This window comes from Pedobacter sp. R-06 (assembly GCF_049913135.1).
GTDB lineage: Bacteria > Bacteroidota > Bacteroidia > Sphingobacteriales > Sphingobacteriaceae > Pedobacter.
Window position 1 is genome coordinate 2,413,133 of sequence record NZ_CP183977.1, and the last position, 26,574, is coordinate 2,439,706.

A 26,574-nucleotide genomic window follows, 5' to 3' on the forward strand; every position below is an offset into this window, starting at 1 on the left:
CCTGCTTGCACACTGCTTCATACTTGCTTTGGTTGAGTTACGGCCCTGTTGTAGATCAGGTAGATCAAAGATTTGCCTCGCTTTAGATCTACAGGTTAACAATAGCTAAATAAAAGGTAAAGAAAAAGTTAGCTTAAGGTATGGTTGGTCCATAGCTGTGTCGGAGCAGCCCTGATCATTCAAAATGCATTCATCGGTTTTAGTGTATTGCGCATCATGTATAAGGCAGGATCAAGTTCAGAAAGGTTGATTGAATCTTTTGCCTTTTTGCCGCTTAAGAAATGATTTAGGATGTTCCGTTTATATAGGATGGAAGCGGCTGATGCAGCGATTTTAAGTTTGCTCCGCGTCAAGCTTAGTCTTCAGGAATATTTACAGGAAAAAGAAAAAAAATCATCAGTCCTGACAAACAGTTGTCATAAGCCCCCGGTAACTTCGCTGCATCATTAAAACAATTGACCATGAATTTAATATCAACACGCATTATTACCGATCAGGTAGAGGCACTTATCCATTTTTACGAACAGATAACAGGTTTAACTGTCACCAGGTACACGCCCGATTTCGCCGAACTGAAAACCAAAACCGCAACTTTGGCCATTGGCAGCTCGCGTACTTTACAGTTTTTTGGTGGTAACCATGTGGCGCAGCCCGCACAGAACCGCAGTGTAATTATCGAATTCCGGGTGGATGATGTACAGCAACTTTTCGATCAGCTCGCTGCTTCCTTAAAAGGTACCGTCGTACAAGAACCGACCGTAATGCCCTGGGGCAATCAATCGTTATTATTAAGAGATCCTGATGGCAACCTGGTGAACCTTTTTACGTCGGTAACGCCCGAAGCTATAGAGAAGTTTAAAGGTAATTAATAGGCAGAGAATAATCGTTATCCGATAGCTATCGGATGAGAAAAACCTTTTTCAACCGACAGCCTGTCCCAAACGGGGGAAGCAATCTTTATACCAGGATTCACTGACAGGAAAGATTGCTTTCCTGAATAAATCCAATTGTGTGGACATATCTTTGCTAACCTAGATTTGTGTTTATAACCTCTTTCCTAGGGCGATCGTCATGCTGAATTTGTTTCAGCATCTTTCCTGCTATTAAAAGATTCTGGTTCTAAAAAACTAATTTTTAGATACAAATGTTGATTTTTCCGCTCTTTGCCGCGGGGCATGGTACTTTGGAGCGCCAAAGTACCCAAAGCGCTTTGTCAATCCAGCAATGGGCCTTTTACACAAGCCTGCACGCATCAAAAAAACAGCGGCACTTCGTTTTGTGTTCAATATATCTTAAAGCTTTAAATTACCATCTATGAACACAAAACCACTACGTTTTAGGTTTGGTAGTACTATCTGTTCTTTCCTGCTACTGTTTTTTTGATTTCTCAGGCCCTTGGGATTGACAGCGTTCTTCGGTTAAAACAGTGTGATATTCGAGGAAGTTAGCCGAACGCCTAAAAATTTAACCTCAAAAGATGTGTCCACACGATAGGAAAAAGTCGGGGCGGGCTCTCGTTCCTCCTCACATCCGATAGCTATCGGATGACGGCCTTCCCGTAGGAATCTGTCTATGTTTGAGAATTATACGATAGAGCTGTTTAATCCAGAAGTTTTAAAATCTGATTGCTTTATTAGAATAACCGGTAAGTATTTTCCACCACCAGCGTAAACCACCAGACTAACATGCTTAAATAGTTCAAGATATTTTAAAGTATTTTTGATGTTGATCCGTCTTCACTACCACAATCCTGTTTGGTGCTACAATAGGCATTAAAACAGGAAATTTATCCCAACCATCAACATCAACATAATGGCAAGAAAACAATTAAACAGCGGAAGTGCACCGGGCATTGAACTGGCAAGAGCAAAAATAACCCGGGAAAGTTTGGGCAACGTTGCCCGTTTACTTACTTATTTAAAACCCTATCGTGGTAAATTTATTGCTGCGTTGTTTTTTCTGTTTTTATCCAGTTTGGTCGGGCTGGCCTTTCCATCTTTTATCGGTGCCTTAATTGATACAGCACAGGGCAAGCACAGCAACAGCTACCTGCCCGGCACCATACAGGGCATTTTAATGTTAGCTTTTGCCGTATTGGCCTTGCAGGCGGTAGTGTCTTATTTCAGGATCTTATGGTTTGTTACGGTAGCCGAACGCTCCCTGGCCGACATCAGGCGCGATACCTACTTCAAGTTGATCACCCTGCCCATGAACTTCTTCTCCAACCGCAGGGTAGGCGAACTGAACAGCAGGATTTCTGCCGACCTTTCACAGGTTCAGGACACGTTAACCACCACCATTGCGGAGCTGTTGCGGCAGCTGGTGCTGTTTGTAGGCGGTGTGGTTTTTATGGCCATCATCTCAAAAAAGCTGGTTTTTGCCCTGCTTCTGGTCTTACCCGTGATGATTGTATTTGCGGTGCTGTTTGGCCGTTTTATCAAAAAGATTTCGCGCCAGGCCCAGGATAAAATGGCAGAATCTAACAGTATAGTGGAAGAAACCTTATCGGGTATTGCCAATGTAAAAGCATTTGTAAACGAGGCATTCGAGGCCACGCGTTACCGGAACACCATCAGCCAGGTAGCCGATATTGCCATTAAGGGCGCAAAATTCAGGGGCATGTTTGTTTCCTTTATAGTGCTGTGCGTTTTTGGTGGGGTACTGGCCGTAATCGGCTATGGCTGTGTGCTGGTTAGTCAGCATGAAATAACCTTTGGCGAACTTTTAAAGTTTTCATTATACGCCATGTTCCTCGGCAGTTCGCTGGGTAGTTTTCCCGAACTTTTTGCCAACCTGCAAAAGGCTGTTGGGGCCAGCGAAAGGGTACTGGAAATATTGGGAGAACAGGGCGAAGCCGTTTCCATCAATGAAAAGGACCAGGTAACGAGCCAAAAAATAGTGGGTAATCTCGCTTTCAACCAGGTTAGTTTTGCCTATCCTTCACGGCCGGAAACCACCGTATTAAACCAGGTCTCTTTTGAGGCCAAAGCCGGACAAAAAATAGCCATAGTTGGTCCGAGTGGCTCGGGCAAATCGACCACAGCAGGATTGATACTGCAGTTTTACCATCCGCAAAGCGGCGAAATCCTGTTCGATGGCAAACCAGCGTCCGCCTATTCGCTTACGGATATCAGGAACCAGATCGCCATTGTTCCGCAGGATGTGATGTTATTTGGCGGAACGATACTGGAAAACATTGCTTATGGCAAGTTAACGGCTTCAAAGGCAGAAATTATACAGGCTGCTAAACGGGCAAATGCACATGATTTTATCAGCGCATTTCCGGAAAGTTACGACACCATAGTAGGAGAGCGCGGGGTAAAACTTTCGGGCGGACAACGCCAGCGCATTGCCATTGCCCGGGCGCTATTAAAGAACCCTTCTATATTAATTTTAGACGAAGCCACTTCGTCGCTCGACTCGGAATCAGAACGCCTGGTACAGGAAGCCCTGGAAGAATTAATGAGCGGCCGCACCTCCATCATCATCGCGCACCGTTTATCTACCATTCGTGAAGCAGACCGGATCCTGGTGATGGAAAAGGGACAAATTATTGAATCGGGCACCCATCAGGAACTCATCAGCAGTGAACAGGGTTTGTACAAGTATTTGAGTGGCTTGCAGTTTGAGGTGCAGTCGTAAAGGTACCATATTCGACTTGGACGATGAATTAAGTCCAGTAAAATATGGGCTATGTCTACTTTTGTTTGGAGCAAAGGCTGCTGAGCGTAAAAATCGACCATGCAAAGCGATCATCGCATTTTACCACAACCAAATAAAAAAGAAATAGTTGGTTGCACAACCCGATTACGGACGAAAGGTACGTAGGTTTTGTAATGAATTGGGGATAGATTTCCCAAGTGTGAGTCCAGTAGCTCAAATTAGCAGAAACATGGATCCAAGAATTTGGATTGACTATCCTGAAAGCAACTAAATCTGTTAAATATTGGATCAATCTTCAATTGATGCCAAAATTGAACTGTACAGATCTTTGTTCTGAGGTAGGGAAGATATTTATGCGGTTTATCGGACAAAGGGAGATAGAGTGGATACATGCCTCCCATGAGTGTCACTATGACATATTTTACCGTAAGAATAAATACAAACGGTTTCTTTGTATGACTATATGGTGCTAATTGTCAGTTAATTATCGTTTGGCATTGTTTTGAAGCATGAGATTGTGCCAGTTTGAACAACTTGGTATAACCAAATAAAACAACCTTATGCCTACAACAGTGTTTACTGCATTTTCAGAATTCTTAAAAAATTATGTCAGGATCGATTCTGGGAGAAATGATGTGGCACTGGCCAGTAAGAAAAACTTGGTAAATGAAATCATAAAATTTCCAGACGGTGATGAGTTTCCGCCTCTACATCCAGAACAAAGCATGGACTATGGTTCCTATTCCAGACGGACCAAGATTAGGCCATTGGATGACATAGATATTATGATCATTTTAAATGCCCAGAGTTCTACTTATATTGACACCGGTGCAGAAGTAGAGGTACATATCCACCCTGACGCTAAGATATTGCCCAGCCTTTGCTATGATGATACTCTGATCTTGAATTCGATAAAAGTTAATAATTTACTTAAAGAACATTTAAAGGGTGTAACGAAATATAGCAAGGCAGAGATCAAACGTAATCAGGAAGCGGTAACTTTGAATTTGGAATCCTATGAGTGGGTCTATGATATTGTTCCAGCAATGAAGGCTACTGGTGACGGAGATAGTACATTCTATCTTATCCCGGACGGGAAAGGGAATTGGAAACGGACCGATCCAAGGGTAGATAAAAAAAGAACGATCTCTACAAACGACATGCAGAATGTTTCCGTACTGGACATGGTGAGGCTGGTGAAGTTTTGGGCGAAAAATACGTCAATACCTGAAATTAAATCCTACTTCTTGGAGAATCTAATATTGAATTATTACAGGTCTGGAGTTGCAAGCTTCGTTTATGAAGATATTGAGATGGTCAAGGTTTTTGCTTATATCTATCATAATATCCATAATAGCCTGAATGATCCAAAGGGTTTTCAGGGTGATATCAATCATTTATCGTATGAAGAGAGAGAGAAGGTCAAGGTAAAGGCTGGAGAACATTATTTTATCGCTGTTGAAGCGAGGAACTTAGAGGGCGAGAAGAAAATGGAAGAATCCATAGCAAAATGGAGATTGATCTTCGGCGAATCATTTCCTAAATACTTATAACCATGAATGATATTAAAGAACTACAAGATAAGCCAGAAAACCTCAAGCTCTTGGCCGCCCAGAGGGTAGCTTATGAAAGAGCTAAGTATGTATTTGGCTTGCAAGTACTTTTTACAGTCGTATTCGCTGTTGGGCTAAATTTTATTAGGCTACTTCCCAAAGATGTTATTACTGACTTTTCGCCATATATCTTGTCATTATCTTTTATTGTCAGCATTGTAGATCTATTGATTTTTAGCAAATTTATTTCTTCTATGCGTACCAAAGCTGCTAAAGTACAGGAGCTTTTTGACTGCTCCGTCTATGGGATGGGATGGAATGTTTATAATAGCGGCGCTAAGCCGGATATGAATTTTATACATGAGAATTTCAAAAGATACATTCCAGATCCATCCCGCAAAATCGAGAATTGGTACGATATCAATTTGGAAGGTCTATCCAAAGAAAGTGCAATATTACTTTGCCAGGAAACCAATCTTTGGTACGATGGACAATTAAGGCAAAAGTTCAAAAACATGGCGTTGTATTGTTTGATCGGGTTAGTGGTCATTTCTTTTACTATCAGTTTGGTAACCAAACAAGATGCTGGTATGATCATGATGTATTTACTTGCACCCCTTCTTCCTGCAATTGTACTTACAGTCAAAATATATCAGGAAAATGAGAAGTCGATTACTGCATCCAGTGAGTTGAAAGGTGCTGTTAAGGCGTTAAGAGGTTCGCAGATCCAGCCAACTATGGATGAACTAAGGAAAATACAAGACAAGATTTTCTGCAGCAGAAAGGACAGTTCACTGGTTCCCGAATGGTTCTATAGGAAAAAAAGAACCAACCTTGAAGAAGGGATGAAGATCAATGCTTCCGGGGAATAAGCTCTTAATGTCAATTTTTTTAAAGAACAGGTGTCCTGTCTCGTCTTGGATTACTTGCCAGAGCCGACAACCGTAGTGGTATATGTTGATGGATGCTTTGTAGCCGAAAAACTAAAGAACCATAAATGACAAAGATTGCTTTCAGAATATATCGAACATAAGTAAGAATTGAAAGCAGCAATGTTGCCGGTATTGCATTTTGGCCATTTTGTACATTTTTATCTTGATCTTTCGATGAGGTGCTGGACTGAACAGACTACTCACCAAGCTTGAGTATAATGCATTGTCAGAGAAGGGAAGGATCGCCAGTGACTATGGTGTGACATCATCAATTGTAGATTTTTATGAAAATGAGGAAACCAAGATTCTCAATCTATCATCAAAAAAGGATTTTCCCCCTATGAAGAACACATTTTCAAGAAAATTGAATCGATCATTAAAAAGCCACAGGCTTAATAGATAAAAACCAAAATTATAAAAAATGGAACGTTAAAATCTTATAATAGCACTCATAGAATTCAATTTAGATAACATTAAAGATCTTGAAATAATTAGGGAGTATAAGACGGAGCCTCTGATTAATTTTTACGGATGTTGAGAGAATCAAAACAGCGAGTTAACTGTTTAATTTGCAAAAAGTTTAAAAACAAATACGATTTCAGTTTGGAATAGCTTCAAAGCAAGAGTAATGTAGGTGACAAAAAGTAATTGAGTAGGTTTATATGCAATGCTATTATTTGTAGATACAATTAGGCTGTTCCTTCATTTACCTGTAGTATAAAGCAGTAGTGTTTATTAAAATATGTAAAGTTGTTGGGTTTTATGTTTATCTTAAGCCTTTAATAGACAAATAATTGTCTTTTAGCACCATGCAGAAGATAACAGTAAACGAACTCATTGAATTTAACAGGAAGCCCACCGATAAGGGAAAGAAAAATTTTGCCTATAAACTGAAGACCAGACTTCCAAAAGAAAAAAAGGAACCAGATGAGGATGGCGGAGGAGGGGACTATTGGATAACCAGTACGAGCTGCATCTATAATGTTATAAAGAAAGACGACACCAGTTTTTATGATAAAAAACTAGAAGATCTTTCTGTGAAATATGAGGGTACGGAAAAGAAAGGGCCAAAAGAAATGCACCGCCGGAATATCGAAATCCTGACTAGTTTTAGGGATTTCAATCATATGGAAGTCAGGCCGGCTAAAATATTGAAGTTTGAGACAGTGCAGACTGTGCATAAGGTAATTTACATGGACAATTTTCCGCTTTATGTAACGCCTAGTATATTGTTTGCACATGAACGGAACGGCAAGATCGAGCTTGGTGGAGTCTGGTTGGTTGCCAAACTCAATGGATTTTCTAAAAAAGAACTTGGGATGTTCTGTGAACTGTTATATAAGTTTTTGACTAGAAACTATTCAGATAGATACCAGATTTCGGAAGATCTTTGTATTGCTGTTGATACCTATGGTGCTCAAAAAATAACCTATGAAGAACTGGTAAAGGGGAAGATTCCCTTTACGGTTCAGAAAACGATTGATGAAATAAAAGCATCATAGTCATATCATTTCCGTACGGTGAACTTAAGAAGGAATATCCCAGCAACTTCATGTTTTCCATCCAACTCGATTATTTGCTTATTGTTAACAACCTGCAGTCAGACTACAAGGACATTTATATAAGTTATGAGTTTGTGTAAAGTCTGCACGATACCTTAAAGATCAGGGAAAAGGTTTCGCGGTTGTTTGTCTTTTCCGTTAAGCCCTTCGTTCAGTCAAGACGAAAAATAAAGTTCAATTACCCTCTTTTAAACGCTCACTAATCAGCCAGGTAGCCTCAAACAGTTTGACCAATTGTTCGTAAACGGTGATTACTTCAGATTTGGAAAGGCTTTCTTCTATGAAAGAGCTGCTCAACGCATTGTGAAGCCAGGTGTGCAGGATTTTTCTGTACCCATCCAGTTTATAGATCCTGAACATTTTCTTTAATACAGATGATGGCTTTACGATCTCCCGAATGCTCAGATTTCCAGGATAGTCCCGTAGCTTCTTCCTTTCCGTTTTGATGTACCATTTTGCGAGTTCACTTTCCCGTTTGTCATTGAAGTGAAGTCTGCCAGGCTTGTGACGCTTTAAGAGCCAGGCGGCCTCTATCAGCTTTATGGTGAGTTCGTAATGATAGACCAGGCTGTCTGGACTGCAATTTTTCGGTTCTTCGGATTCAAGCGCAGCATCGTTTCGCCAGCGTTTCAGCATCTTCAAATGATTGGGCAACCAGGCGTGACTGAAAAAATGGTGTAGCACTTTTACCGGATCTGTTATTTCATCTTGGTCAAGATAAACGATCCTGTTATCTGATGTGTTTTTTGCCTGCTTCTTCATAGCCTTAAATATTGGTCTGTAATATTTTTTCGATCTGCACATAATCAGCGTTTTTTAAGGCTGCATCATCCGATGCCGATTTGGCCAGCAATTCTATTTTCTCGGTGCACATCTCTTTTGCCAGCAAAAGAAAAGAGGCGACCCGTTGATAAAGACGCTCGGCATCCTGCCGGGAAACCGTAAAATCATCTTTGTAACGCGAACCAGAATAGCTTTTTGCCATTATATCAAATAAGCGCTCATCTTCGGGAGTGGACAGGAAAAGTTGAAAAGGCTTTTCAGAAAAGCAAGTACACAAACGGAGCAGGCGGTAAAGATTATGGAACTCAGAACGGTAGGCGATATTAACCCTCACCAGACAGATACAAGTCTGTTCTACGGCCTGATGGAGCATAAAGGCACCTATTCCAAACTGTTCCTTTTCCAGACACTCAGTTGCGCACATCAGAAATCCATCAGCCAGTGGTATACGATGTTCATAATGTCTTATTGCCTTAATTGCGCCCTTAGCAGGAACATAAGAGGGGAGCAGGTCACCATCGAATAGTCCGTCCTTACTGTAGAGCAGTTTTCCGTATGTAAGCACGCTGATAAAAAAGCGGCTGTTTTGCTGTACGGCGTCGATAACGGATTGCCTGCCATGGCAGATGATGGTAATTGTGCCTTGCCGATAATAGGTGTTGGCGAAATCCTGCATTTCATAATCAACCCGGGTTGCTGTTTCGGTAACTACCAATAAGCAATGGTCACATTTAAAATAGCGTTGATTGTCATTGAAGCAGCCTTGGGAATTATGGGTGTAGCTTTTCTGCGAAAAGCTGAAGATCTGTAGCGGTTCGAACTTCTGGGCGAGCCGATGGATCAACGCCCTGAAATGGACAGCGTGTTCGGCTTCTGGTGATAATTTTGGTTCCATATTGATCTCATTTAAATTTCTTTCAAATGAGTCTTGGAAGTGGGCGGTACAAAATAAGGCGTGAAACCCACTTCCCGTCTTAGTGGCCCTGAGAAGCCTTGGATACGGAAAAGCAGGCTCACGCCTATGACGTGAGCACTACACTTACCTCTCGTATCCGTTTGAAATTTCTCAGGTTTCTAAGACGAGACTCGAAGTGCGAATGCTTCAATATTTTGTGAAGTAATCGCTAAAAATAATTCTTTATTCTTTCATACCCAAACTTAGTGAAAAGTCCGTACAAAAACAAACGATTCGTATTTTTAAATTTACTAATGGTTCTTTTTTATAAATCAATAGTAATCTATTGACGACTTTAGTTACAAACGCATTAATATGGCTAATTGGAAGAACAACAATAATAGTCCCGAAAAAGACCTTTCGTCAATAGGCGCAATGTTTGAAACCAACAAGATTAAAAAGATGTACGATATTTCGGAATTATACCCAACTAAGATTATTAAATTGTTAGGTATCAATTCGGAACGTTACTCTGTGAAGTTGGCTGATCCTGAAAAGTTCACCGTTTCTGAAATTCTACGTTTAGCATACATACTAAATATTGACCCAAATCTGATAATCAATGTGATACAGGCAGAAACAGAAAAGAAGATAATCAGCAAGATTGGGGTTAATAAGGCCAAGCACACAAAATAGAAACTTTCTTTAATACTGAAATGGATATTAACTATCTAACGGGGCGACGCCACCAATCCGCTGGGATTCTCGATTATGCAGGACCCTGTTTATCTAGGAAGCATGGGTTGGAGTAAATTATGAAAAACGAAATCGACATTTTATCTGATAGAGAAATAGAAATTTGGGACTATGCTGAATCTCAAAATGGAACGATGGATTTTGTAACCGAAAAACTTGCCGAGGAAGGAATATTTGACCAATATCGGAATATCCATAAATCTTATCTTGAACTCTATTTTCGCATTGGTGACGAAGCAGCAAAGCTTGAAATCTTAAAGCGGCTGATATTTTTAAATTGGTATGCGCAGGTGGAGCCCAGTTGTTATACAGGAATTGAAGATCTTGACAATGTAACCGTATCTGAATCGTATTCCATTCTAGATCAATATTTAATCGATGGAAAAATCGATAAGGAATTTAAGTGGATGTTGTCTTTTTATTCCAGTTGGGATTACACGATACTTCCATTTTCAGAAAATAAACTTGAAGCCTTAACTGCATTTGTAAAACGTGTAGATACTTCCATTTCAAGCTGTGCTAAAAATCAGTTGCCAAAAGGCGTAATGGATAATAGGGGACAGATGGGAATTTACTGGATAAGTACGTCAGTTGAAAAGAAGATGATGTGAGCACCCAAAGCAAAAAGATGTACGAGTCCTTATGCTTAGCTATAAATTAATATATTAGCAATACAAAACCAGCAAATTTATGGCTCAAATACCACTGCTTACAGCTTCATTGGAAAATGTTTATGCCTGGTATATAAGTCAGGCACAATATTAAAAGAAAACCGAATGAAGAAATTAATTATTGGAATTTTATTTTTCTCAACTTCTGTTTATGCACAGGAATTTAATTTTGAAATTCACAATACGAAGCTTACTGACTATTTGAAAATGGAAGAAAGATTGGGAAGTGAAAGAATTCCAACAACTTCAAACTACGTTTCTTTTGGTGGAGAAGCACAACCAATTAAATTTTTAAGAACAGAAAAAATCATTCCTGACTTAACAGTATATTATTTTTTCAAAAAAACAGACTCAACTATGTCCTATGTTCTTTATGAATGGGACGTGTCAAATTTTGAGAAACAAGATAATATCCAAAAATCAAATATTTTTCAAAAAGCCTTAATTGGAAAATATACAGAACTAAAAAAACATATTTCAAAGAATTTCGGACAGCCAGTGGTAAAAAGAAATTATTCTAATATTAGTCAATTGGATTCTATAAACACATTTGTAGAAAATTCTACATGGAAACCTAATGACAGCACTGAAATAGAAATGTATGCGACTGTTTCTAATTATTACGAAAGAAAAGGTGCAATGACTATTAACCCAACTCACCGACTAAGACTTTATATTAAAAACCAAGCGAAAGGAAAAGAAAAGGAAGTGCCAAAATTGAACGATAAAAAGTTGTCCGATTTAGAAATAATTAAAACCGAATTTTTCAAAGCCTTAAAAGCAAGGGATTTACCAAAATCAAAATCGTTTTTATCTGACTTAATCCGTGAGAAGGTTACAGACGGACAAATTAATATGCTAATTGACAATATTAATTTTGATAAAGAAACTAAATTGATTTATAGCGGAATTCAGATGGGTCTTGATGGAAGTATGTTTACTCTACTTCAGTACAAATATTCTGACGACAATTCTAATCCTCCAAGTGAAATTATAAAGTTGACTTTTGACGACAAAAACAAGGTTGTAGGAATACAACCGATTAAATTGCAAAAGAAGATTAATGATTAAAATTACTGTGCCTAACAGCGTCTTGGCAAAAGTGGCGGAAAATTCTTCTTCAACCTTTCCAATCTTTAGTAATTGTTGGCATCAATTTAACAGAATAACACAACTCAAAAGCCTTAAATAAATGGGACATAATATCAATACTTTGATTGGACGTTTGCCAATAAATATCGACAAAGTAGAAAAATATGGATTAGCAGTTGCTGTTGAAAGTAATTATGCCATAGTCTTTTTAGACGACGACCACCTTTCTCACTGGAGTTCTATATTAGATTTGAGATATTACGCTGATAATGAGGATTTATGTTTTGGCAACGAATTAGTTCATTTCTTTGCTCAGGAAATTGGACTGAAAAAGTATGTAATCGCATATTTATCTTCTAGGTTCTATGGGGTTCTTTACAATAATACTATTCAAATAGTTGAAGGAGGAATAAATTTAGTATTAAAAGAATTGGGAGTTAACTCTAACGGTCTCCAAAATGAATTTGATCAACTTAACCTTGACGCGTACAGACATTCAGAGGTATATTATTGGCGAAACGAATTTAAGTGGGAAATTCCAGCAAATGTTATTGTTGGACATATAGAAAAATAATTACTAGTAACATTATTTTTTTGAATACGGTTGCTGTTATAACAGGATATAACCCCTTCTATCCGTTAGCGTTAAGCATAGCGTCTGTGTAGATCTTAGAATAAATTAAACTTATAAACTCAAATAACAGCGAGTCACACACCCTTTTCTAGTTACGAATCTGTAGAGCCCTGCGGAACGCTACGGACAGACAAAGGATTGAGGTAAGTTGGTGGCAATTATAATAGATGTAATTCAATGACAATAAGACAACTAGCAATTTTAGTTTTAACAATTTCAACTTTGGCAAGTTGCAGACGTGGCTATAAGATTGAAGGCGACAAAGTTTATTATGAATCTTGGAATGAGGGAAGCGGGCAAAATAAGCGAATAATTGAACAAGCCGACGCAAGGACTTTTAAAGAATTAACTTTTGACTGCGATTGTGACTTTGAGTTTGGCAAGGACAAAAATCACTTGTTTATAGACGGAGCACTTATAAAAAATATTGATCCTAACACTTTTGAATTTATTGGAAACTATATTTTTCGTGATAAAGACTCCGCTTATTTTTTTGGCTTTTATAACAACATAAACGATTGTGTAATTAAAGGTATTAATCCCGACAAAATAAAATTGATTAAATATCCTTGGTCAAAGGCGGATAATTTTTTAATTCACGGTGGGGAGGCTATAAATATTGACGATTTAAATGAATTTGTTCCTATTGACGATAATTGGGGAAAGACAAAAAAATATATAATTAATAATAGTCAAATTCTATACGGAGCAGATGTAGAAACTTTTAAAATCACAAGTCCTTTTCAAGGTAAAGACAAAAACTACAATTATGAGTTTGGTATTATTAGTGAAGATGATTTTAAAAAAACAAGTATCAAGACTTTTGACTTTGATAGAAAAGATTTCTGCGAATATGAACCTACAGCATTTGAAGATATTTATAGCAGTTTGCTATCATATAAAGAAGATCAAAATAAAAGAATTGAAATTGTAGAAAAACTAAAATTGAAAGGTTTTACAATTCGGAATATTAGATATTCAAATTGGTCGGGCGAATCAAAAATAATCAGTGTTTCTTTGGTAAAAGACAAATGTAATTGCATTGTTGAGAAACTTTACCGTTATGATTATTCAAAACCTTCTGAAACTGAAAATATATTTAAAGTAACCGAAAGAATGCGCTGTGAACCAAAATAGAATAAAAAATAACGGCTACCAACATCAGTCTGGCAGTTCCCTAAAAGCAAAAACCTGCTAATCGTGCGATTGCAGGGTTTTATACATTTTGATCGTCTTTGGCGTAATCCCGGAGGGATCATGTATACCTCCTGATCTGTTAAACTTTGGGTAAGCTGTAACCGTTGTGATACTGGGCCAGCAGGTATTTATCGTTAACCTTCTGGTCTGTAAACTGATGCTTGGCATGGTCCCATGATAATTTTTGTCCGCTTCTGAAGGCAAGATTTCCCATTTGGGCAACGGTTGCTACATGCGCGGCATCCTGTATAGAACAGTTCAGTTCTTCTTTTTTTCTGGATCTCACCACACTAAAGAAATTGATCATATGATTGTCCAGTCCATTGTCTGATGATTTAACAAAGGGCTTGCTCACTTTATTGCCGCTTATCTTTTCTTCAATAACTTCCCAGCCTTGCCTGTTGAGGATCAGCGTGCCGTTGTTGCCGATATAGGCAATGCCATGGTTGCGGTTATAAGAGCCGTTATCAATGCCCATAGCAGAATCCCATACCATGTTAAACTTGTCAAACTCATATAAGGTAGTGAGTGTATCAGGCGTTTCTTCATACAGATCGGGATAGGCGAAGCGGCCACCTAATGCAGATATGGTTTTTGGTACAGGTGAGTTCATACCCAGCAAGCCATAATCCAGTAAATGCACGCCCCAATCGGTCATTAAGCCACCAGCATAATCCCAGAACCAGCGGAAATTGAAGTGATATCGGCTGGCGTTGAATGCTCTTTTATTTGCCGGCCCAAGCCACATGGCATAATCAACGCCTGCGGGCGGTAAAGTATCAGGCACTATTGGAGCGGGTTTCATCCAGCCCTGGTAACACCATACTTTTACCGTTCTGATATTTCCCAGCTGGCCGCTCTTTACAAAATCTACCGCATCTTTAAAATGTTGCTGACTGCGCTGCCATTGACCTGCCTGCACAACCTTATTGTATTTTTCCTGCGCTTTAACCATGGTACTGCATTCTACAATAGAGTTGCCAACCGGCTTCTCCACATATACATCTTTACCTGCCTGTACGGCATGAATCATCATCAGGGCATGCCAGTGATCGGGTGTCCCGATAATTACGGCGTCGACATCTTTATTATCGAGCAGCGCACGGTAATCTTTATATCTTTTTACTTTTGCAGCGTCAACATTCATCGACTTTAATTCGGCCATCCTTTCATCAAGCACATTGGCATCACTGTCGCACAGGGCGATCAGGTTTACGCCCGGTACTTTGAGGGCCGCTTTGAGGTCGGACCATCCCATGCCTTTGATTCCTATTACACCAATATTAATTTGATCGTTTGCGCCAATGGTTTTACTGAAAAGGGCATAGGCAGGATTGTCTAAAGCAGAAAGCAGGGCAGTGGTTCCTACTGCGGTTGCAGCGTAGTGGAGGAAATTTCTACGGTTTAACATTTAATTTAGGTTAGATTTATACTGAAAGTAAATTACAAAATAATTAATGGAGCATCCATGATATGGGTAAAATTAATAAGAATGTTACCCATACCTGTCGCTCCATCAGTTTATGGGTTGTTTAAAATCAATATGAGTGACAGTAGAATTTAATGGAGATAAATCTCCCCCGTGGGATCGTCATTGCGAGAAGGCTTTTTCAGCCGACGAAGCAATCTTTGTAGCAAGGGTTACTAGCATAATAGATTGCTTCGTCGTTCCTCCTCGCAATGACGACCTCTTTTAGTTCAATTGAATTACAATTTATAATACAGCCTCTTCGAATTTAGCTCATCAAAAAGGCAAATTTTGAGTCCTCTAGAGGATTCTTCTATTTATCCCAAAAAATGCGTGTGTCCATATTATCTGGCCCACCATTGTCTGCAACTGCTGCCTGGTAATTCGTTGCATTTGCAGAAAGCTCAAGCGTTGGATAAACAAACCGGCGAACAAAACCACCTGTTATATTTTGTCCTGCGATGGTATTGGGCGATAAGGCTGGAAAACCGCTCCTCCTGAAGTTAGCAAATGCCTCGGTACCATTACCCCAGGAAGCCACCCAATATTGCGTATTAATCAGGTTGAGCGCATTTGCCGATGTGTAAGCATTAACGGGATTGTTAATAAATGCATTTTGTGTAGCTAAAGGGATAATGGCTGCCGCGTTATAGGTTGTCCATTGGTCCATTGCCGCACGTATACCATTAGCATAATAAACATCAGGTGTGCTGCCACCAGTTATCCAGCCTCGAAAAGCAGCTTCCGCCAGGAGTAATTGCGTTTGAGCGTGAGTGATAAAAAATTGCGGAGCGGTTAAACTCCCGAAAATACTATAATTAACCTGGGAATAATTAAAACCCGAACCGTTAGCTCCTCTAAATCCCGGAGCAGTTGGTAAAGTAGCGCTGCTATAGCCAACAGGAAGTCCGAACTGATTTGCAGATATGGTATCTGGCACGGATGTAGGGGCAGCTAATGGGTTTGCATATTTACCGGATATAAACTTCAATCGCGGATCGCCACTATTTTTTAGTTGATTTACAAAGGGAGCCGCTAAATAATAGGTATTCGCTATCGCAGTAATCGTCTGGCTCACGGGATTCACGTAAGTTGTATTGTATTTCAGGTAACAGTTGTCGGCATTTGATGTCATTACACCACCAGCTACGGCAGCTTGCACAATAGTTTGTGCTTTTCCCGGATCTATTTTACTATACCTCATACCTAACCGAAGCAATAGGGAATAACCCAATTTTTTCCATTGGGCAATATTACCACCGTAAAATACATCAGCCTTTACGATATCCTTTGTTGGATCTAAAGCTGCCGTTGCCGCAGTAACTTCGTTAATCAGATCGGTGTAAATCGCTACCTGATTATCGTATTTAGGGGTAAGCACATTTGATAAATAGGCTTGTCCGGCTTCACTATATGGTACGTTTCCGTAGGTGTCTACCAGCATCATAAACTGGTACGCTTTCCAGATTCTGGCTTCGTTATATAAATTTGTTCTTGCTGCATTGCCTTTGAGTTGGCTTAATATCTGGACCAGTAATTGAACAGGGCCTGAAGAGCTTGTTGCGCCACTGTTTGTTCCCGTATATTCAGCATTCCAATTTTGTGAAGTATAGGTTTGATTCAGCTGATTAAAATTAAATGCCGAGGTGATTCCCGAAAACGGATTTACAAATTGCTGCACAATGGTTGGCTCAGTTTCCATCGTCGCTCCATGCGTTCCGAATTGTGCACTCGTGAACAAGAATGCCGCATCAAGTTCTGTTGGGTTATTTGGATTAATATTCAATTTATCAAACCCTTTATTGCAACCGGAAATTACTGGAATGCAGATTGCGATGGCTATAATTCTGATTAAATTTTTCATATCGTATATAGAGTTAGAATTTTACATTTAAGTTAAATCCGTAAGTACGTGTTGTTGGCAGCGATGCCTGCTCATAACCTGTCAAGTTATCTCCACTTGAGGCTATTGCTTCGGGATCAATATTGGGCGTATATTTCTTAATGATCAATACATTACGGCATACCGCAGATAGCACTAAGCCTTTCACATATTTTTTATTGATAAATCTAGACAAGTCGTATCCCAACGAAAGGCTTCTTAATTTAACAAAGCTCGAGCTGTAAATAAATGGATCTAAGATATTCGTTGAACGATAATTTGCGTAAAAATCTTCTGCATTTACAGCGGTGGTGTTTGGCAATCCGTCAGTAGCGTTTACGCCAGGAAAAATTACGCCACCCACACGGCCAGGTAAAGACTCTTTTGATAAACCTTCTCTTAATAAGTTTAAACTTGTACTCGAGAGCACTTTGCCACCTGCTTTATAATCAATATGGGCAATAAAGGTGAAGCCTTTGTAATTGACCGTATTTAGCCAACCCCCTGTTGCTTTAGGAAGGCCACTACCAAAATTAACCGGTTTAGCACTTGCTACGGGTTTGCCTCCCGATAATACGATATTTCCGGCATCATCCCGCTTATAAGTTGAACCTACAATTTGGTTTAGTGGTAAACCTACTACGTGAACAATAGACCCAAAAAACTCAGGACTGCCCACTACAAGTTGCGATTGGTTGTTGGCTAATGATAATACTTTTGAAGAGTTGAAAGCAGAATTAAAAGTCGTTTTCCAGGTAAAGTTCTTGTTTTGGATAGGTATTAATTCGAGGTTAAATTCTAATCCTTTATTGTCCAAACCGCCTAAGTTAACTAACGTGGTGCTGTATCCGCTTGCTGCAGACAGGCTTATTGGAACGGCTTGATTAGTCGTTTTCTTATCGTAAGCAGCTACGTCCAGATTTACTCTATTATTGAACATGTGTAACTCGATGCCTATTTCTTTTTCATTTACGCCAAAAGGCTTAATCTGGGTGTTTGGTGAAGCTGTTCCGTTTATACTTCCTAAGGGAAGCCCGTTAAATGAATTTTGAGCAAGCGCAAATGTTAATGCATTGTAGGGGGCAACCCCCTGGGCGCTTCCCGTTTCTGCAACAGCAATTCTAATCTTTCCAAAATTTAACCATTTTGCTTTTGGAAGTAATTCCGAGAAAACGAAACTTCCGCTAATTGAAGGATAGAAATAGTGATCGATATCTCTGGCCAGTACTGAATACCAGTCTGTACGGCCGGTAAGATTTAGGTAGAATAAATTTTTGTAGGAAAATTCTGCAGTACCATACAATGAATTTACGGTTTGTTTAGTCAGGTTGTAACTCGAATTTGCCGTAACACCGTTTCCGATTGTATATAAACCCCTGATGTAAAAGTTTGTTACCGCTTCACTAAATGTAGACGTAGTTAGGGGAAAGTGATTACCGCCTACCGTTGCATTAAATGAAAAATCTTTCCACTTATGCCCACCGCCCAGCAGGAAGTCAAAATTATTTTGGCGTGTACTTGCTGTACTTATCCCATAGCTACCATTATATAATCCTGCCGGCGCTGCAGATACTGCCAGCGTACCGGTCGGCGTGTTCGATTCATAGGTAGTTTGCAAAAGATCCATATTTGCCCTGCCCTGAAAATATAACCAATCGAAAAACTGATAGCGCACCACAGCAGTACCTAGCAAATGATCTTTTGTTTGTCTTTGAAATTGGTTCGCTAATATCCAGTATGGGTTGGTAACAGTAGCAAACCTCGAAGTAGGTGTTTCATTTCCGTTGGCATCCGTTGCGCCAGCCTCAAGTACATCAAAAGAGATGGAGTTTGCCAACCTGTAAATTGATGTAGGAATTGCATTTCCCTGTACGCCTACAAGTGGCGGATTGTTATTAAATTGGTGATCATAGTTAACGTAAAACTGTGCAGATAATTTATCGGTAAGTTTATAGTTAATGCCAACGTTAAAAATCTTTTTATGAAAATCGTTGTTTGGTATGATGCCCTGAGCGTCTTGATTAGAAAGCGACACCCGAAAGCTTCCTTTGTCATTACCGCCAGAAAGTGCAACGGTATTACTCCACGATGGTGCAAGCCTAAAGAACGTACTTATCCGGTCTTTAACAGGCGCATAAGGACGCTGAACACCATCGAATTGATACGTTGGTACATTATCAAATGGCACACCAAAACTCCAGGCGCCAGAACTCTGCGCGGTTCCTTGTGATGAGGGCCGGATATTATTTTCACCTTGCCCGTACTCATATTGAAAATCTGTATAATCGAGTGCCTGATTTATAGTGAAATTAGAGTTGAAGTCAATACCTATTCCACTATTTTTGGATCCCGACTTTGTTGTGATAATGATTGCACCGTTAACGGCACGCGAACCATACAACGCTGCAGCGGTAGATCCTTTCAGAACAGTCATCGATTCGATGTCATCCTGATTGATACCTTGCAGATTATCTCCCTGGTCTACATTTTGTGTATAGCCATTACTGCTGCTTGCGCCCTGCGACATTGGCAAGCCATTTATTACGATTAGCGGCGCATTGTCTGCGGTGAAAGAAGATTGTCCGCGTAAACGGATCTTTGTACTCCCACCTGGCCCTGCGGCGGGTGGAGAAACGTCCAATCCGGCGATTTGGCCCTCAAGCGCATTGGCAAGGTTAGTCGTGCGGTTAGTTTGTAATGCCTGTACGTCGGCTTTTTGAGCCGAGTACCCGAGGCTTTTGGCTTCCCTCTTTATACCGAGGGCAGTTACGATAACCTCATTCAAAGCATTGGTAACCGTCAGCATAGAAACATTAACAACGGTTTTTGTGTTTACCCTAATTTCTACGGGATTATAGCCAATGGATGTGAACACCAGCACTGCGTTGGTGTTTGCAACATTTATCGTATAACTGCCAGATGAATTGGTTATCGTAGCATTTCGCGTTCCCTTTTCAGCAACGCTAACGCCGGGTAGACCAACGCCCTGTTCATCGGTAACTTTACCTGTAATTCCTATCGGCGCTAATTTTAACTTTTTGCTTGTTAAAGATTTGCTGAAAATTACGGTTGTTAGCCCACTAGCTGATGCGCTTGTGAACTCGAAAAACATGAATACCGTTAACACAGTACAAATAAATACTGGTGGAAGTAATTTTTTTTTCATAATTGTTGTTTGGTTAGAATTGTTTTTTTGTAATAAACAGCTTAAATAACCGCAGAAGGGGCGGTGCTGTCAGTCCGGAACATACGCCGCGTTGGCGACTAAGTATGGTGGTTAAATGTTAAGTAAATCTATCTCATATGATTATATTGGTTGCTGGTTAATCAATCCCTGTTCTAATAAATTAAGGCAAATATGTTTAGGCTATATAGTTTATTTGAGGAAAGTAGTTGCGACGAATAGGAGCATCACTTTCCTTTTATATTTGGTTTCGAAACAGTTATGTTACACAAGCAAATAAAGACAACTTTAATGAAAAGCAATTTCAGTATTACAGCAAAAAATTGTAACATATTAACATAGATATTTCTTTCTGGTATGAATTGCTGTCTGATAAAACATATAAAATATGTCTGTTTATCAACTGCTTACAGCATTTTTTTTGATGTAAAACCAATCTGATACGCAAATCATAAAACCTGGCGTTGTTAATATATATACTATTAGTAGTTAAATTAGATAGGCATTATATCACATATAATTTATAATTTCATGCTATAGTTAACCAATTATAAACATGAAGGCTACTTTAAAAAAGGCTACTCCAAACCCGGAGCATTCCTTTAATATCCATAAGGATATAGGGCATGCGATATTAAGTGCCTGGCACTATCATCCCGAGTGCGAGTTATTGGTTGTTAAAAGGAGCTATGGTACCTGCCTGATAGGCGACCACGTTGGTCCTTTTAAAAATGGTGATGTATTTTTATTTGGCTCAAACCTGCCACATACTTTCCGGTGTGAACAAAAATATCTGGAAAGCGATACCGAAAAAGTTGGAGAAACCATCGTGATTCTTTTTCAAAACAACATCTGGGGTGATGCATTTTTGAATCTTCCTGAAATTAGTCCGATTGTTAAATTACTGAACACCAGTAAGCTAGGTTTGCGTTTAAAAGGTGTAACCAGACGAAAGGTTGGCAAAATAGCGGAGGAAATGCTCAACGAATCGCCTGCCCGTAAGTTGATCAATTTATTGTCTGCTTTAGAAATAATAGCTGCTTCGAAAGAATATGAAATTATATCCTCCAACGGTTTTAACCCGGAAGTGAACAGCATCGATCAAAACCGCATTAACACGATATTCGAATACACGTTTAATAATTACCACAAAAAAGTAGGGCTAGATGATGTGGCTGCATTAATTAACATGGGAAAGCACTCTTTTTGCAGGTACTTTAAATCCAAAACAAAGAAAACATATATCCAGTTTTTAATGGAAGTGAGAATTGGAAATGCATGCAGATTGTTATTAGAAGAAGAATTTAATATGACTGAGGTAGGCTATGCCTGTGGCTACAACAATATTTCTCACTTCTATCATCAGTTTAAAGCGCTTACGAAAAAAAATCCGATGGATTACAGATACAATTATCTTAAAACCGAAGAGAAAAAATTTGCCTAGTAACCTTAGTTCGATTATTAATATTCCTTTAAAGGTCTACTACAGACATTTTTCGTTCATAACCGTCATCATGAGGGATAATTTATTGTATAAAATCAATATGAATGAGGTATCGTCTTCTCGACCGTAGTGTTCCAAAGGAACTCCTTTGGAGGAGAGATCTTTTAACATAGTTCAAAGATTTCTCCATTCCACTGTGTTCCAGTCGAAATGACGACCAATTTTAGAAATTTGTCATTGATAGAGGTTAATTAATTTTTAGAATCAAAATGAGTGAAGTACAATTGTTTTTTCTTGTCCTCGGTATAGGTTGATGAAAGCTATACAAAGGGCGTCATTTCGACCGTAGTGTTCCAAAGGAACTCCTTCGGAGGAGAAATCTTTTGCATAGTTCAAAGATTTCTCTCCCGAAGCTTCGGGACTGCGCTTCATCCGATAGCTCCTATCGGATCGAAATGACGGTGATTTTTTAAATCTGTCATTAGCCTGCTACCAAAAAATATCTTAGTTAATAATGATCAAATCCTAATCAAATTAGGCAATGCAAACCGGTAATTTTAGTATTGAAGCATTTTATTGTATTATATTAACATTATGCTGTAAATGTGCGTTAAAAGGACTTATTTGCCTTTAGATTTTACCGCCTGGATACTTAAATAAGGTTCAAACCTAATTTGCGATCCAAAAAACTTAACCAAATAATTATGAGAATTTATAACACCTCTAGCGGGATTATTATCAACCACAATAACGAATATTTCTTAACAGAAGAGAAAAGCTGGGATAGGTATGTAAACAGGAGCAACCTCTTTAAAGTGGTGAGCAGTGAGTTGCAACATCTCCAACCTAACGAAGATTTACAAGCGCTCACCAATTCAGCTGTTTTAACGCCTATAGGCAGCCAGGAAGTATGGGCAGCTGGCGTAACTTATTTCCGTAGCAGGGAAGCCAGAATAGAGGAATCAAAAGAAGCAAAAGGTGGAGATTTTTATGCCAGGGTATACGATGCAGATCGGCCGGAACTTTTTTTTAAGTCACCACCTTACCGTACAGTGGGTTCCGGAGGAAACATACGGATCAGGGCAGATTCTAAATGGAATGTACCTGAACCGGAACTGACCTTATTTATTTGCTCAGAAGGCACCATAGAAGGGTATACAATAGGCAATGATGTATCTTCGAGAGATATTGAGGGCGAAAATCCGCTTTATCTCCCGCAGGCAAAATCATACAATGGGGCTACCGCATTAGGTCCTTGTCTTTTAGTTACAGACGGGCCAATAGATCCGGATACCAATATCAGCATCGAAATATCAAGAGATTCTGACGTCCTTTTTAAGGAGAAAATATCCATTAATCAAATGAAACGTAAGCACACGGAATTAGTGGCTTACTTGTTTCGGGAATTGGATTTCCCTCATGGAACCTATTTAATGACGGGTACCGGAATAATCCCTGCCGATGATTTCACTTTACAAAGCGGAGACATTGTAAAAATAACCATTTCGGAGATTGGTTCACTTATCAATATCGTAACATGATAAACCTTGGTGAACAAATTATAGGTTTCGAAACCTCTGCCGAAGCAAGTGAAACGATCAGTTCAATAAGCAGGCTCACCGGCGAAAAAATGGCGAGCTTTTCTGTAGCTACCATAACTGAAGTTGACAGGGCTGTTGAAAAGGCAACAGCTGCATTTCAGGTTTACCGCAAAATATCCGGTGTAAAAAAAGCCGCATTTTTAGAAGCGATTGCCGATGAGATTATTGGCCTTGGAGATGAATTGATCACGGTTTGCTGCGCCGAATCCGGACTACCGAAAGGCCGTATAGAAGGTGAAAGAGGACGTACTGTGGGCCAGTTGAAGTTATTTGCAGATTTATTAAAGGAAGGATCCTGGCTGGATGCCCGGATCGAGACAGCCAACTCAGACCGCTTACCGCTACCAAAACCAGATATACGCTCCATGCAAATAGCACTGGGACCGGTAGTCGTTTTTGGAGCGAGTAATTTTCCCCTTGCATTTTCTGTAGCTGGGGGCGACACTGCATCTGCACTGGCAGCGGGTTGCTGTACAATAGTAAAGGCACATCCTGCACATCTTGTAACCAGCTCACTAATAGGTAAGGCCATCAATAAAGCCGCTATTGCAACTGAAATGCCTGACGGTGTTTTTTCGCTTCTTTTTGGAGATGGTCCTGTTTTAGGCGCTCAGTTAGTTAAGCACCCAGGCATAAAGGCTGTAGCATTTACAGGTTCATTTGGTGCAGGTAAGGCCATATACGATATGGCTGTTCGCCGGGAAACACCTATTCCTGTTTATGCCGAAATGGGTAGCACTAACCCGGTATTTATTCTTCCACGGGCTTTATCAGAAAAACCCCAGTTGTTAGCTAAGGCGTTTTCTAGTTCAGTAACGCTGGGCGTAGGCCAGTTCTGCACCAATCCAGGCATGCTTATTTATGAAAGTGCTGATGCCGCCCCTGGTTTTATCCAGCAGCTTGAAGAAGAATTTGGACAAACATTGGGAGGCGTAATGCTTACTGGTGATATCCATAAATCATATACAGTGGGCGTTGAAAAACGTAGCGAAATGTCCGGTGTCGAAATACTTGCAAAAGGCAATTACACGGCAGATTTAATTATTGCCTCCCCGGTTTTATTCAAAATAACGAGTGATTTATTAAAAGTTTATCCCGACTTGTCTGAAGAGCTTTTTGGACCAACCAGCGTGGTTGTAGAAGCAAGCGCTAAAAAGGATATCATCGAAATAGCAAAGAACCTTAGCGGGCATTTAACCGCTACAGTACACGGAACCGATAGTGACCTGGTTGAGTATAAAGATTTACTCGATATTTTAGAACAAAAAGTAGGCAGGTTACTCATTAATGGGTTTCCTACAGGTGTTGAAGTTTGTAGCGCTATGGTTCATGGAGGGCCATTCCCCGCTACAACAGACCAAAAAACAACATCAGTAGGCACAGCTGCAATTTTCAGGTTTACGCGGCCGGTATGTTACCAGAATATGCCTGATCAACTATTACCAAATGAATTAAAAAATGCAAACCCGTTAAAAATCTGGCGACTGGTAAACGGCAATCTAAATAAGGATTAATAATTAACATAGTATATTCTAGATATGAAATCATATAGAAGTTCGACCTGGTTTGGGAAAAAAGATAAAATGGGCCTCATCTATCGCAGTTGGATGAAAAACCAGGGCATGCCCGAAGACATGTTTGATGGCAGACCGGTAATAGGGATTTGTAATACGTGGTCTGAACTAACACCTTGCAATGCCCATCTGCGTGATATTGCCGAAAGTGTTCGTCGCGGGGTATTGGAGGCTGGTGGATTTCCGCTTGAATTCCCCATCATGTCATTGGGAGAAACGCTCATGAAACCCACCGCCATGTTGTTCCGTAATCTCGCCAGTATGGATGCAGAAGAATCAATAAGAGGTAACCCTATTGATGGTGTAGTACTACTTACGGGCTGCGATAAAACTACGCCTTCTACACTAATGGGAGCGGCAAGTGTAGATCTGCCAACGATTGTGGTTCCTGGCGGCCCCATGTTAAACGGAAAATATCACGGACATGATATAGGTTCAGGAACAAGTGTATGGAAGCTGACAGAGGAACTAAAGAAAGGCGAAATTACTTATGATGAATATGCAGAAGTAGAAAGTTGCATGTCCCGTAGTCCGGGCCACTGTATGACAATGGGAACGGCTTCTACTATGGCTTGCATGGTAGAAGCGTTGGGTATGAGCCTTTCCGGCGGTGCGGCTATACCTGCCGTTGATTCCCGGCGGAAAAGGCTTGCTCAGCTATCGGGAAGGAGAATAGTTGAAATGGTTAAAGAAGACCTGAAAATTTCTAAAATACTAACACGTGATGCGTTTGAAAATGCAATAAAGGTAAATGCTGCAGTAGGAGGTTCCTCAAACTTTATTATTCACCTCACCGCTATTGCAGGGCGTATGGGTGTGGCGCTAAACTTAGACGATTTTGATGATATTGGCAGTAAAATGCCGCTTCTTGTAAATCTTATGCCTTCTGGGAAATTTTTGATGGAGGACTTTTACTATGCTGGCGGTGTACCTGCTGTTTTAAAACAAATGCAATCTGTTTTAAAAATGGATACCCTAACGGTAAGCGGGAAAACGCATGCCGAGAACATTGCTGGTGGAGGAATAAATTATAATAAGGAAGTTATTTATGAATTTGAGCAGCCAATCATTCAGGAAGCCGGAATTACCGTACTAAAAGGTAATCTTGCCGTTAACGGTGCCGTTATAAAACCATCTGCAGCTACGCCCGGTTTGATGCAGCACCGAGGTAGGGCAGTAGTGTTTGAAGACATTGAGGATTACCATGCGAGGGTAGATGACCCTGATCTGGATATCGATGAAACTTGTGTAATGGTCTTGAAAACGGTTGGTCCGGTCGGCTATCCAGGTATGCCTGAGGTGGGTAACATGACATTACCAAAAAAGCTGCTTGACAAGGGCGTAACAGATATGGTAAGGATATCGGACGGCAGGATGAGTGGTACGGCATATGGTACAGTTATACTGCACGTATCGCCAGAGTCTGCTATTGGTGGTAATTTAGCGCTTGTAGAAAACGGAGATATCATTGAGCTGGATGTAGCCAATAAACGTATCCACCTTGAAGTGAGTGATGAAGCGTTAGCCCTGAGGCGAAGCAATTGGGTACAGCCAACTCCTCTTGCAACACGTGGCTATGTAAACTTATATATCAAACATGTTCAGCAGGCAGATAAAGGTGCTGATCTGGACTTTTTAATAGGCGGGTCGGGTTCAGCCGTAACCAGAGACTCCCATTAATAG

Annotated in this window: 19 protein-coding genes; 14 read left to right on the top strand and 5 right to left on the bottom strand. The window is 40.0% G+C overall.

Annotation, left to right across the window (positions count from 1 at the left end; all coding sequences use genetic code 11):
• The first annotated feature begins 461 nt into the window (after positions 1-461).
• The 5 genes from ACN9MR_RS09855 (at position 462) to ACN9MR_RS09875 (ending at position 7,650) form a co-directional block, all read left to right on the top strand.
• Positions 462-869 (top strand): VOC family protein, encoded by a 408-nt coding sequence (locus ACN9MR_RS09855; protein ID WP_426329532.1) that lies wholly within the window; start codon positions 462-464, stop codon positions 867-869.
• 943 nt (positions 870-1,812) lie between these two features.
• Positions 1,813-3,642, top strand: coding sequence for an ABC transporter ATP-binding protein (locus tag ACN9MR_RS09860; protein WP_426329533.1), 1,830 nt, complete (start codon positions 1,813-1,815; stop codon positions 3,640-3,642).
• A 581-nt stretch (positions 3,643-4,223) separates the two neighbouring features.
• Positions 4,224-5,216 carry a hypothetical protein gene (locus ACN9MR_RS09865; protein WP_426329534.1) on the top strand — a complete coding sequence of 331 codons (993 nt, stop codon included), beginning with the start codon at positions 4,224-4,226 and terminating at the stop codon, positions 5,214-5,216.
• 2 nt (positions 5,217-5,218) lie between these two features.
• Positions 5,219-6,088, top strand: coding sequence for an S-4TM family putative pore-forming effector (locus ACN9MR_RS09870; RefSeq protein WP_426329535.1), 870 nt, complete (start codon positions 5,219-5,221; stop codon positions 6,086-6,088).
• 869 nt (positions 6,089-6,957) lie between these two features.
• Positions 6,958-7,650 carry a hypothetical protein gene (locus ACN9MR_RS09875; protein ID WP_426329536.1) on the top strand — a complete coding sequence of 231 codons (693 nt, stop codon included), beginning with the start codon at positions 6,958-6,960 and terminating at the stop codon, positions 7,648-7,650.
• 234 nt (positions 7,651-7,884) lie between these two features.
• Here ACN9MR_RS09875 and ACN9MR_RS09880 read toward each other — a convergent pair whose 3' ends face one another.
• The gene (locus ACN9MR_RS09880; RefSeq protein WP_426329537.1) at positions 7,885-8,472 is read right to left on the bottom strand and encodes a hypothetical protein; all 588 of its coding nucleotides are present in this window, start codon (positions 8,470-8,472) and stop codon (positions 7,885-7,887) included.
• 4 nt (positions 8,473-8,476) lie between these two features.
• Positions 8,477-9,388, bottom strand: coding sequence for a HEPN domain-containing protein (locus ACN9MR_RS09885; protein ID WP_426329538.1), 912 nt, complete (start codon positions 9,386-9,388; stop codon positions 8,477-8,479).
• A gap of 375 nt (positions 9,389-9,763) precedes the next feature.
• Between ACN9MR_RS09885 and ACN9MR_RS09890 the strand changes: the two genes are divergently transcribed.
• The 5 genes from ACN9MR_RS09890 (at position 9,764) to ACN9MR_RS09910 (ending at position 13,678) form a co-directional block, all read left to right on the top strand.
• Complete coding sequence (locus tag ACN9MR_RS09890; protein ID WP_265852144.1) at positions 9,764-10,084, top strand: hypothetical protein; 321 nt, start codon at positions 9,764-9,766, stop codon at positions 10,082-10,084.
• Between the two features lie 119 nt (positions 10,085-10,203).
• Positions 10,204-10,755, top strand: a complete 552-nt coding sequence (locus tag ACN9MR_RS09895; RefSeq protein WP_426329539.1) for a hypothetical protein — start codon at positions 10,204-10,206, stop codon at positions 10,753-10,755.
• Positions 10,756-10,920: 165 nt separating this feature from the next.
• Positions 10,921-11,886, top strand: coding sequence for a hypothetical protein (locus ACN9MR_RS09900; RefSeq protein ID WP_426329540.1), 966 nt, complete (start codon positions 10,921-10,923; stop codon positions 11,884-11,886).
• A 121-nt stretch (positions 11,887-12,007) separates the two neighbouring features.
• The gene (locus tag ACN9MR_RS09905; protein WP_426329541.1) at positions 12,008-12,481 is read left to right on the top strand and encodes a hypothetical protein; all 474 of its coding nucleotides are present in this window, start codon (positions 12,008-12,010) and stop codon (positions 12,479-12,481) included.
• 237 nt (positions 12,482-12,718) lie between these two features.
• Complete coding sequence (locus ACN9MR_RS09910) at positions 12,719-13,678, top strand: DKNYY domain-containing protein (RefSeq protein WP_426329542.1); 960 nt, start codon at positions 12,719-12,721, stop codon at positions 13,676-13,678.
• Positions 13,679-13,817: 139 nt separating this feature from the next.
• Here ACN9MR_RS09910 and ACN9MR_RS09915 read toward each other — a convergent pair whose 3' ends face one another.
• From ACN9MR_RS09915 to ACN9MR_RS09925, 3 genes are all read right to left on the bottom strand, one after another.
• The gene (locus ACN9MR_RS09915) at positions 13,818-15,149 is read right to left on the bottom strand and encodes a Gfo/Idh/MocA family protein (RefSeq protein WP_426329543.1); all 1,332 of its coding nucleotides are present in this window, start codon (positions 15,147-15,149) and stop codon (positions 13,818-13,820) included.
• Positions 15,150-15,519: 370 nt separating this feature from the next.
• Positions 15,520-17,070 (bottom strand): SusD/RagB family nutrient-binding outer membrane lipoprotein, encoded by a 1,551-nt coding sequence (locus ACN9MR_RS09920; protein WP_426329544.1) that lies wholly within the window; start codon positions 17,068-17,070, stop codon positions 15,520-15,522.
• A 13-nt stretch (positions 17,071-17,083) separates the two neighbouring features.
• A complete protein-coding gene (locus tag ACN9MR_RS09925) occupies positions 17,084-20,254 on the bottom strand; it encodes a SusC/RagA family TonB-linked outer membrane protein (RefSeq protein ID WP_426329545.1) in 3,171 nt (1,056 codons plus the stop codon).
• Positions 20,255-20,828: 574 nt separating this feature from the next.
• On the opposite strand from ACN9MR_RS09925, the gene ACN9MR_RS09930 reads away from it, so the two are divergent.
• The 4 genes from ACN9MR_RS09930 to ACN9MR_RS09945 all read left to right on the top strand — a co-directional run bounded on the left by ACN9MR_RS09930 (position 20,829) and on the right by ACN9MR_RS09945 (position 26,571).
• On the top strand, positions 20,829-21,716 hold the full coding sequence (locus tag ACN9MR_RS09930) for an AraC family transcriptional regulator (RefSeq protein WP_426329546.1): 888 nt from the start codon (positions 20,829-20,831) through the stop codon (positions 21,714-21,716).
• Between the two features lie 704 nt (positions 21,717-22,420).
• A complete protein-coding gene (locus ACN9MR_RS09935) occupies positions 22,421-23,257 on the top strand; it encodes a fumarylacetoacetate hydrolase family protein (RefSeq protein WP_426329547.1) in 837 nt (278 codons plus the stop codon).
• A complete protein-coding gene (locus ACN9MR_RS09940; RefSeq protein WP_426329548.1) occupies positions 23,254-24,831 on the top strand; it encodes an aldehyde dehydrogenase (NADP(+)) in 1,578 nt (525 codons plus the stop codon). Before ACN9MR_RS09935 ends, ACN9MR_RS09940 begins: the two co-directional genes overlap by 4 nt.
• Positions 24,832-24,855: 24 nt before the next feature.
• Complete coding sequence (locus tag ACN9MR_RS09945) at positions 24,856-26,571, top strand: IlvD/Edd family dehydratase (RefSeq protein ID WP_426329549.1); 1,716 nt, start codon at positions 24,856-24,858, stop codon at positions 26,569-26,571.
• Positions 26,572-26,574 lie beyond the last annotated feature (3 nt).

What these genes read in the sequence shown, in the direction of transcription:
- ACN9MR_RS09855 (WP_426329532.1), top strand. Translation starts at nt 462, where the DNA reads ATGAATTTAATATCAACACGCATTATTACCGATCAGGTAGAGGCACTT.
- ACN9MR_RS09860 (WP_426329533.1), top strand. Translation starts at nt 1,813, where the DNA reads ATGGCAAGAAAACAATTAAACAGCGGAAGTGCACCGGGCATTGAACTG.
- ACN9MR_RS09865 (WP_426329534.1), top strand. Translation starts at nt 4,224, where the DNA reads ATGCCTACAACAGTGTTTACTGCATTTTCAGAATTCTTAAAAAATTAT.
- ACN9MR_RS09870 (WP_426329535.1), top strand. Translation starts at nt 5,219, where the DNA reads ATGAATGATATTAAAGAACTACAAGATAAGCCAGAAAACCTCAAGCTC.
- ACN9MR_RS09875 (WP_426329536.1), top strand. Translation starts at nt 6,958, where the DNA reads ATGCAGAAGATAACAGTAAACGAACTCATTGAATTTAACAGGAAGCCC.
- ACN9MR_RS09880 (WP_426329537.1), bottom strand. Translation starts at nt 8,472, where the DNA reads ATGAAGAAGCAGGCAAAAAACACATCAGATAACAGGATCGTTTATCTT.
- ACN9MR_RS09885 (WP_426329538.1), bottom strand. Translation starts at nt 9,388, where the DNA reads ATGGAACCAAAATTATCACCAGAAGCCGAACACGCTGTCCATTTCAGG.
- ACN9MR_RS09890 (WP_265852144.1), top strand. Translation starts at nt 9,764, where the DNA reads ATGGCTAATTGGAAGAACAACAATAATAGTCCCGAAAAAGACCTTTCG.
- ACN9MR_RS09895 (WP_426329539.1), top strand. Translation starts at nt 10,204, where the DNA reads ATGAAAAACGAAATCGACATTTTATCTGATAGAGAAATAGAAATTTGG.
- ACN9MR_RS09900 (WP_426329540.1), top strand. Translation starts at nt 10,921, where the DNA reads ATGAAGAAATTAATTATTGGAATTTTATTTTTCTCAACTTCTGTTTAT.
- ACN9MR_RS09905 (WP_426329541.1), top strand. Translation starts at nt 12,008, where the DNA reads ATGGGACATAATATCAATACTTTGATTGGACGTTTGCCAATAAATATC.
- ACN9MR_RS09910 (WP_426329542.1), top strand. Translation starts at nt 12,719, where the DNA reads ATGACAATAAGACAACTAGCAATTTTAGTTTTAACAATTTCAACTTTG.
- ACN9MR_RS09915 (WP_426329543.1), bottom strand. Translation starts at nt 15,149, where the DNA reads ATGTTAAACCGTAGAAATTTCCTCCACTACGCTGCAACCGCAGTAGGA.
- ACN9MR_RS09920 (WP_426329544.1), bottom strand. Translation starts at nt 17,070, where the DNA reads ATGAAAAATTTAATCAGAATTATAGCCATCGCAATCTGCATTCCAGTA.
- ACN9MR_RS09925 (WP_426329545.1), bottom strand. Translation starts at nt 20,254, where the DNA reads ATGAAAAAAAAATTACTTCCACCAGTATTTATTTGTACTGTGTTAACG.
- ACN9MR_RS09930 (WP_426329546.1), top strand. Translation starts at nt 20,829, where the DNA reads ATGAAGGCTACTTTAAAAAAGGCTACTCCAAACCCGGAGCATTCCTTT.
- ACN9MR_RS09935 (WP_426329547.1), top strand. Translation starts at nt 22,421, where the DNA reads ATGAGAATTTATAACACCTCTAGCGGGATTATTATCAACCACAATAAC.
- ACN9MR_RS09940 (WP_426329548.1), top strand. Translation starts at nt 23,254, where the DNA reads ATGATAAACCTTGGTGAACAAATTATAGGTTTCGAAACCTCTGCCGAA.
- ACN9MR_RS09945 (WP_426329549.1), top strand. Translation starts at nt 24,856, where the DNA reads ATGAAATCATATAGAAGTTCGACCTGGTTTGGGAAAAAAGATAAAATG.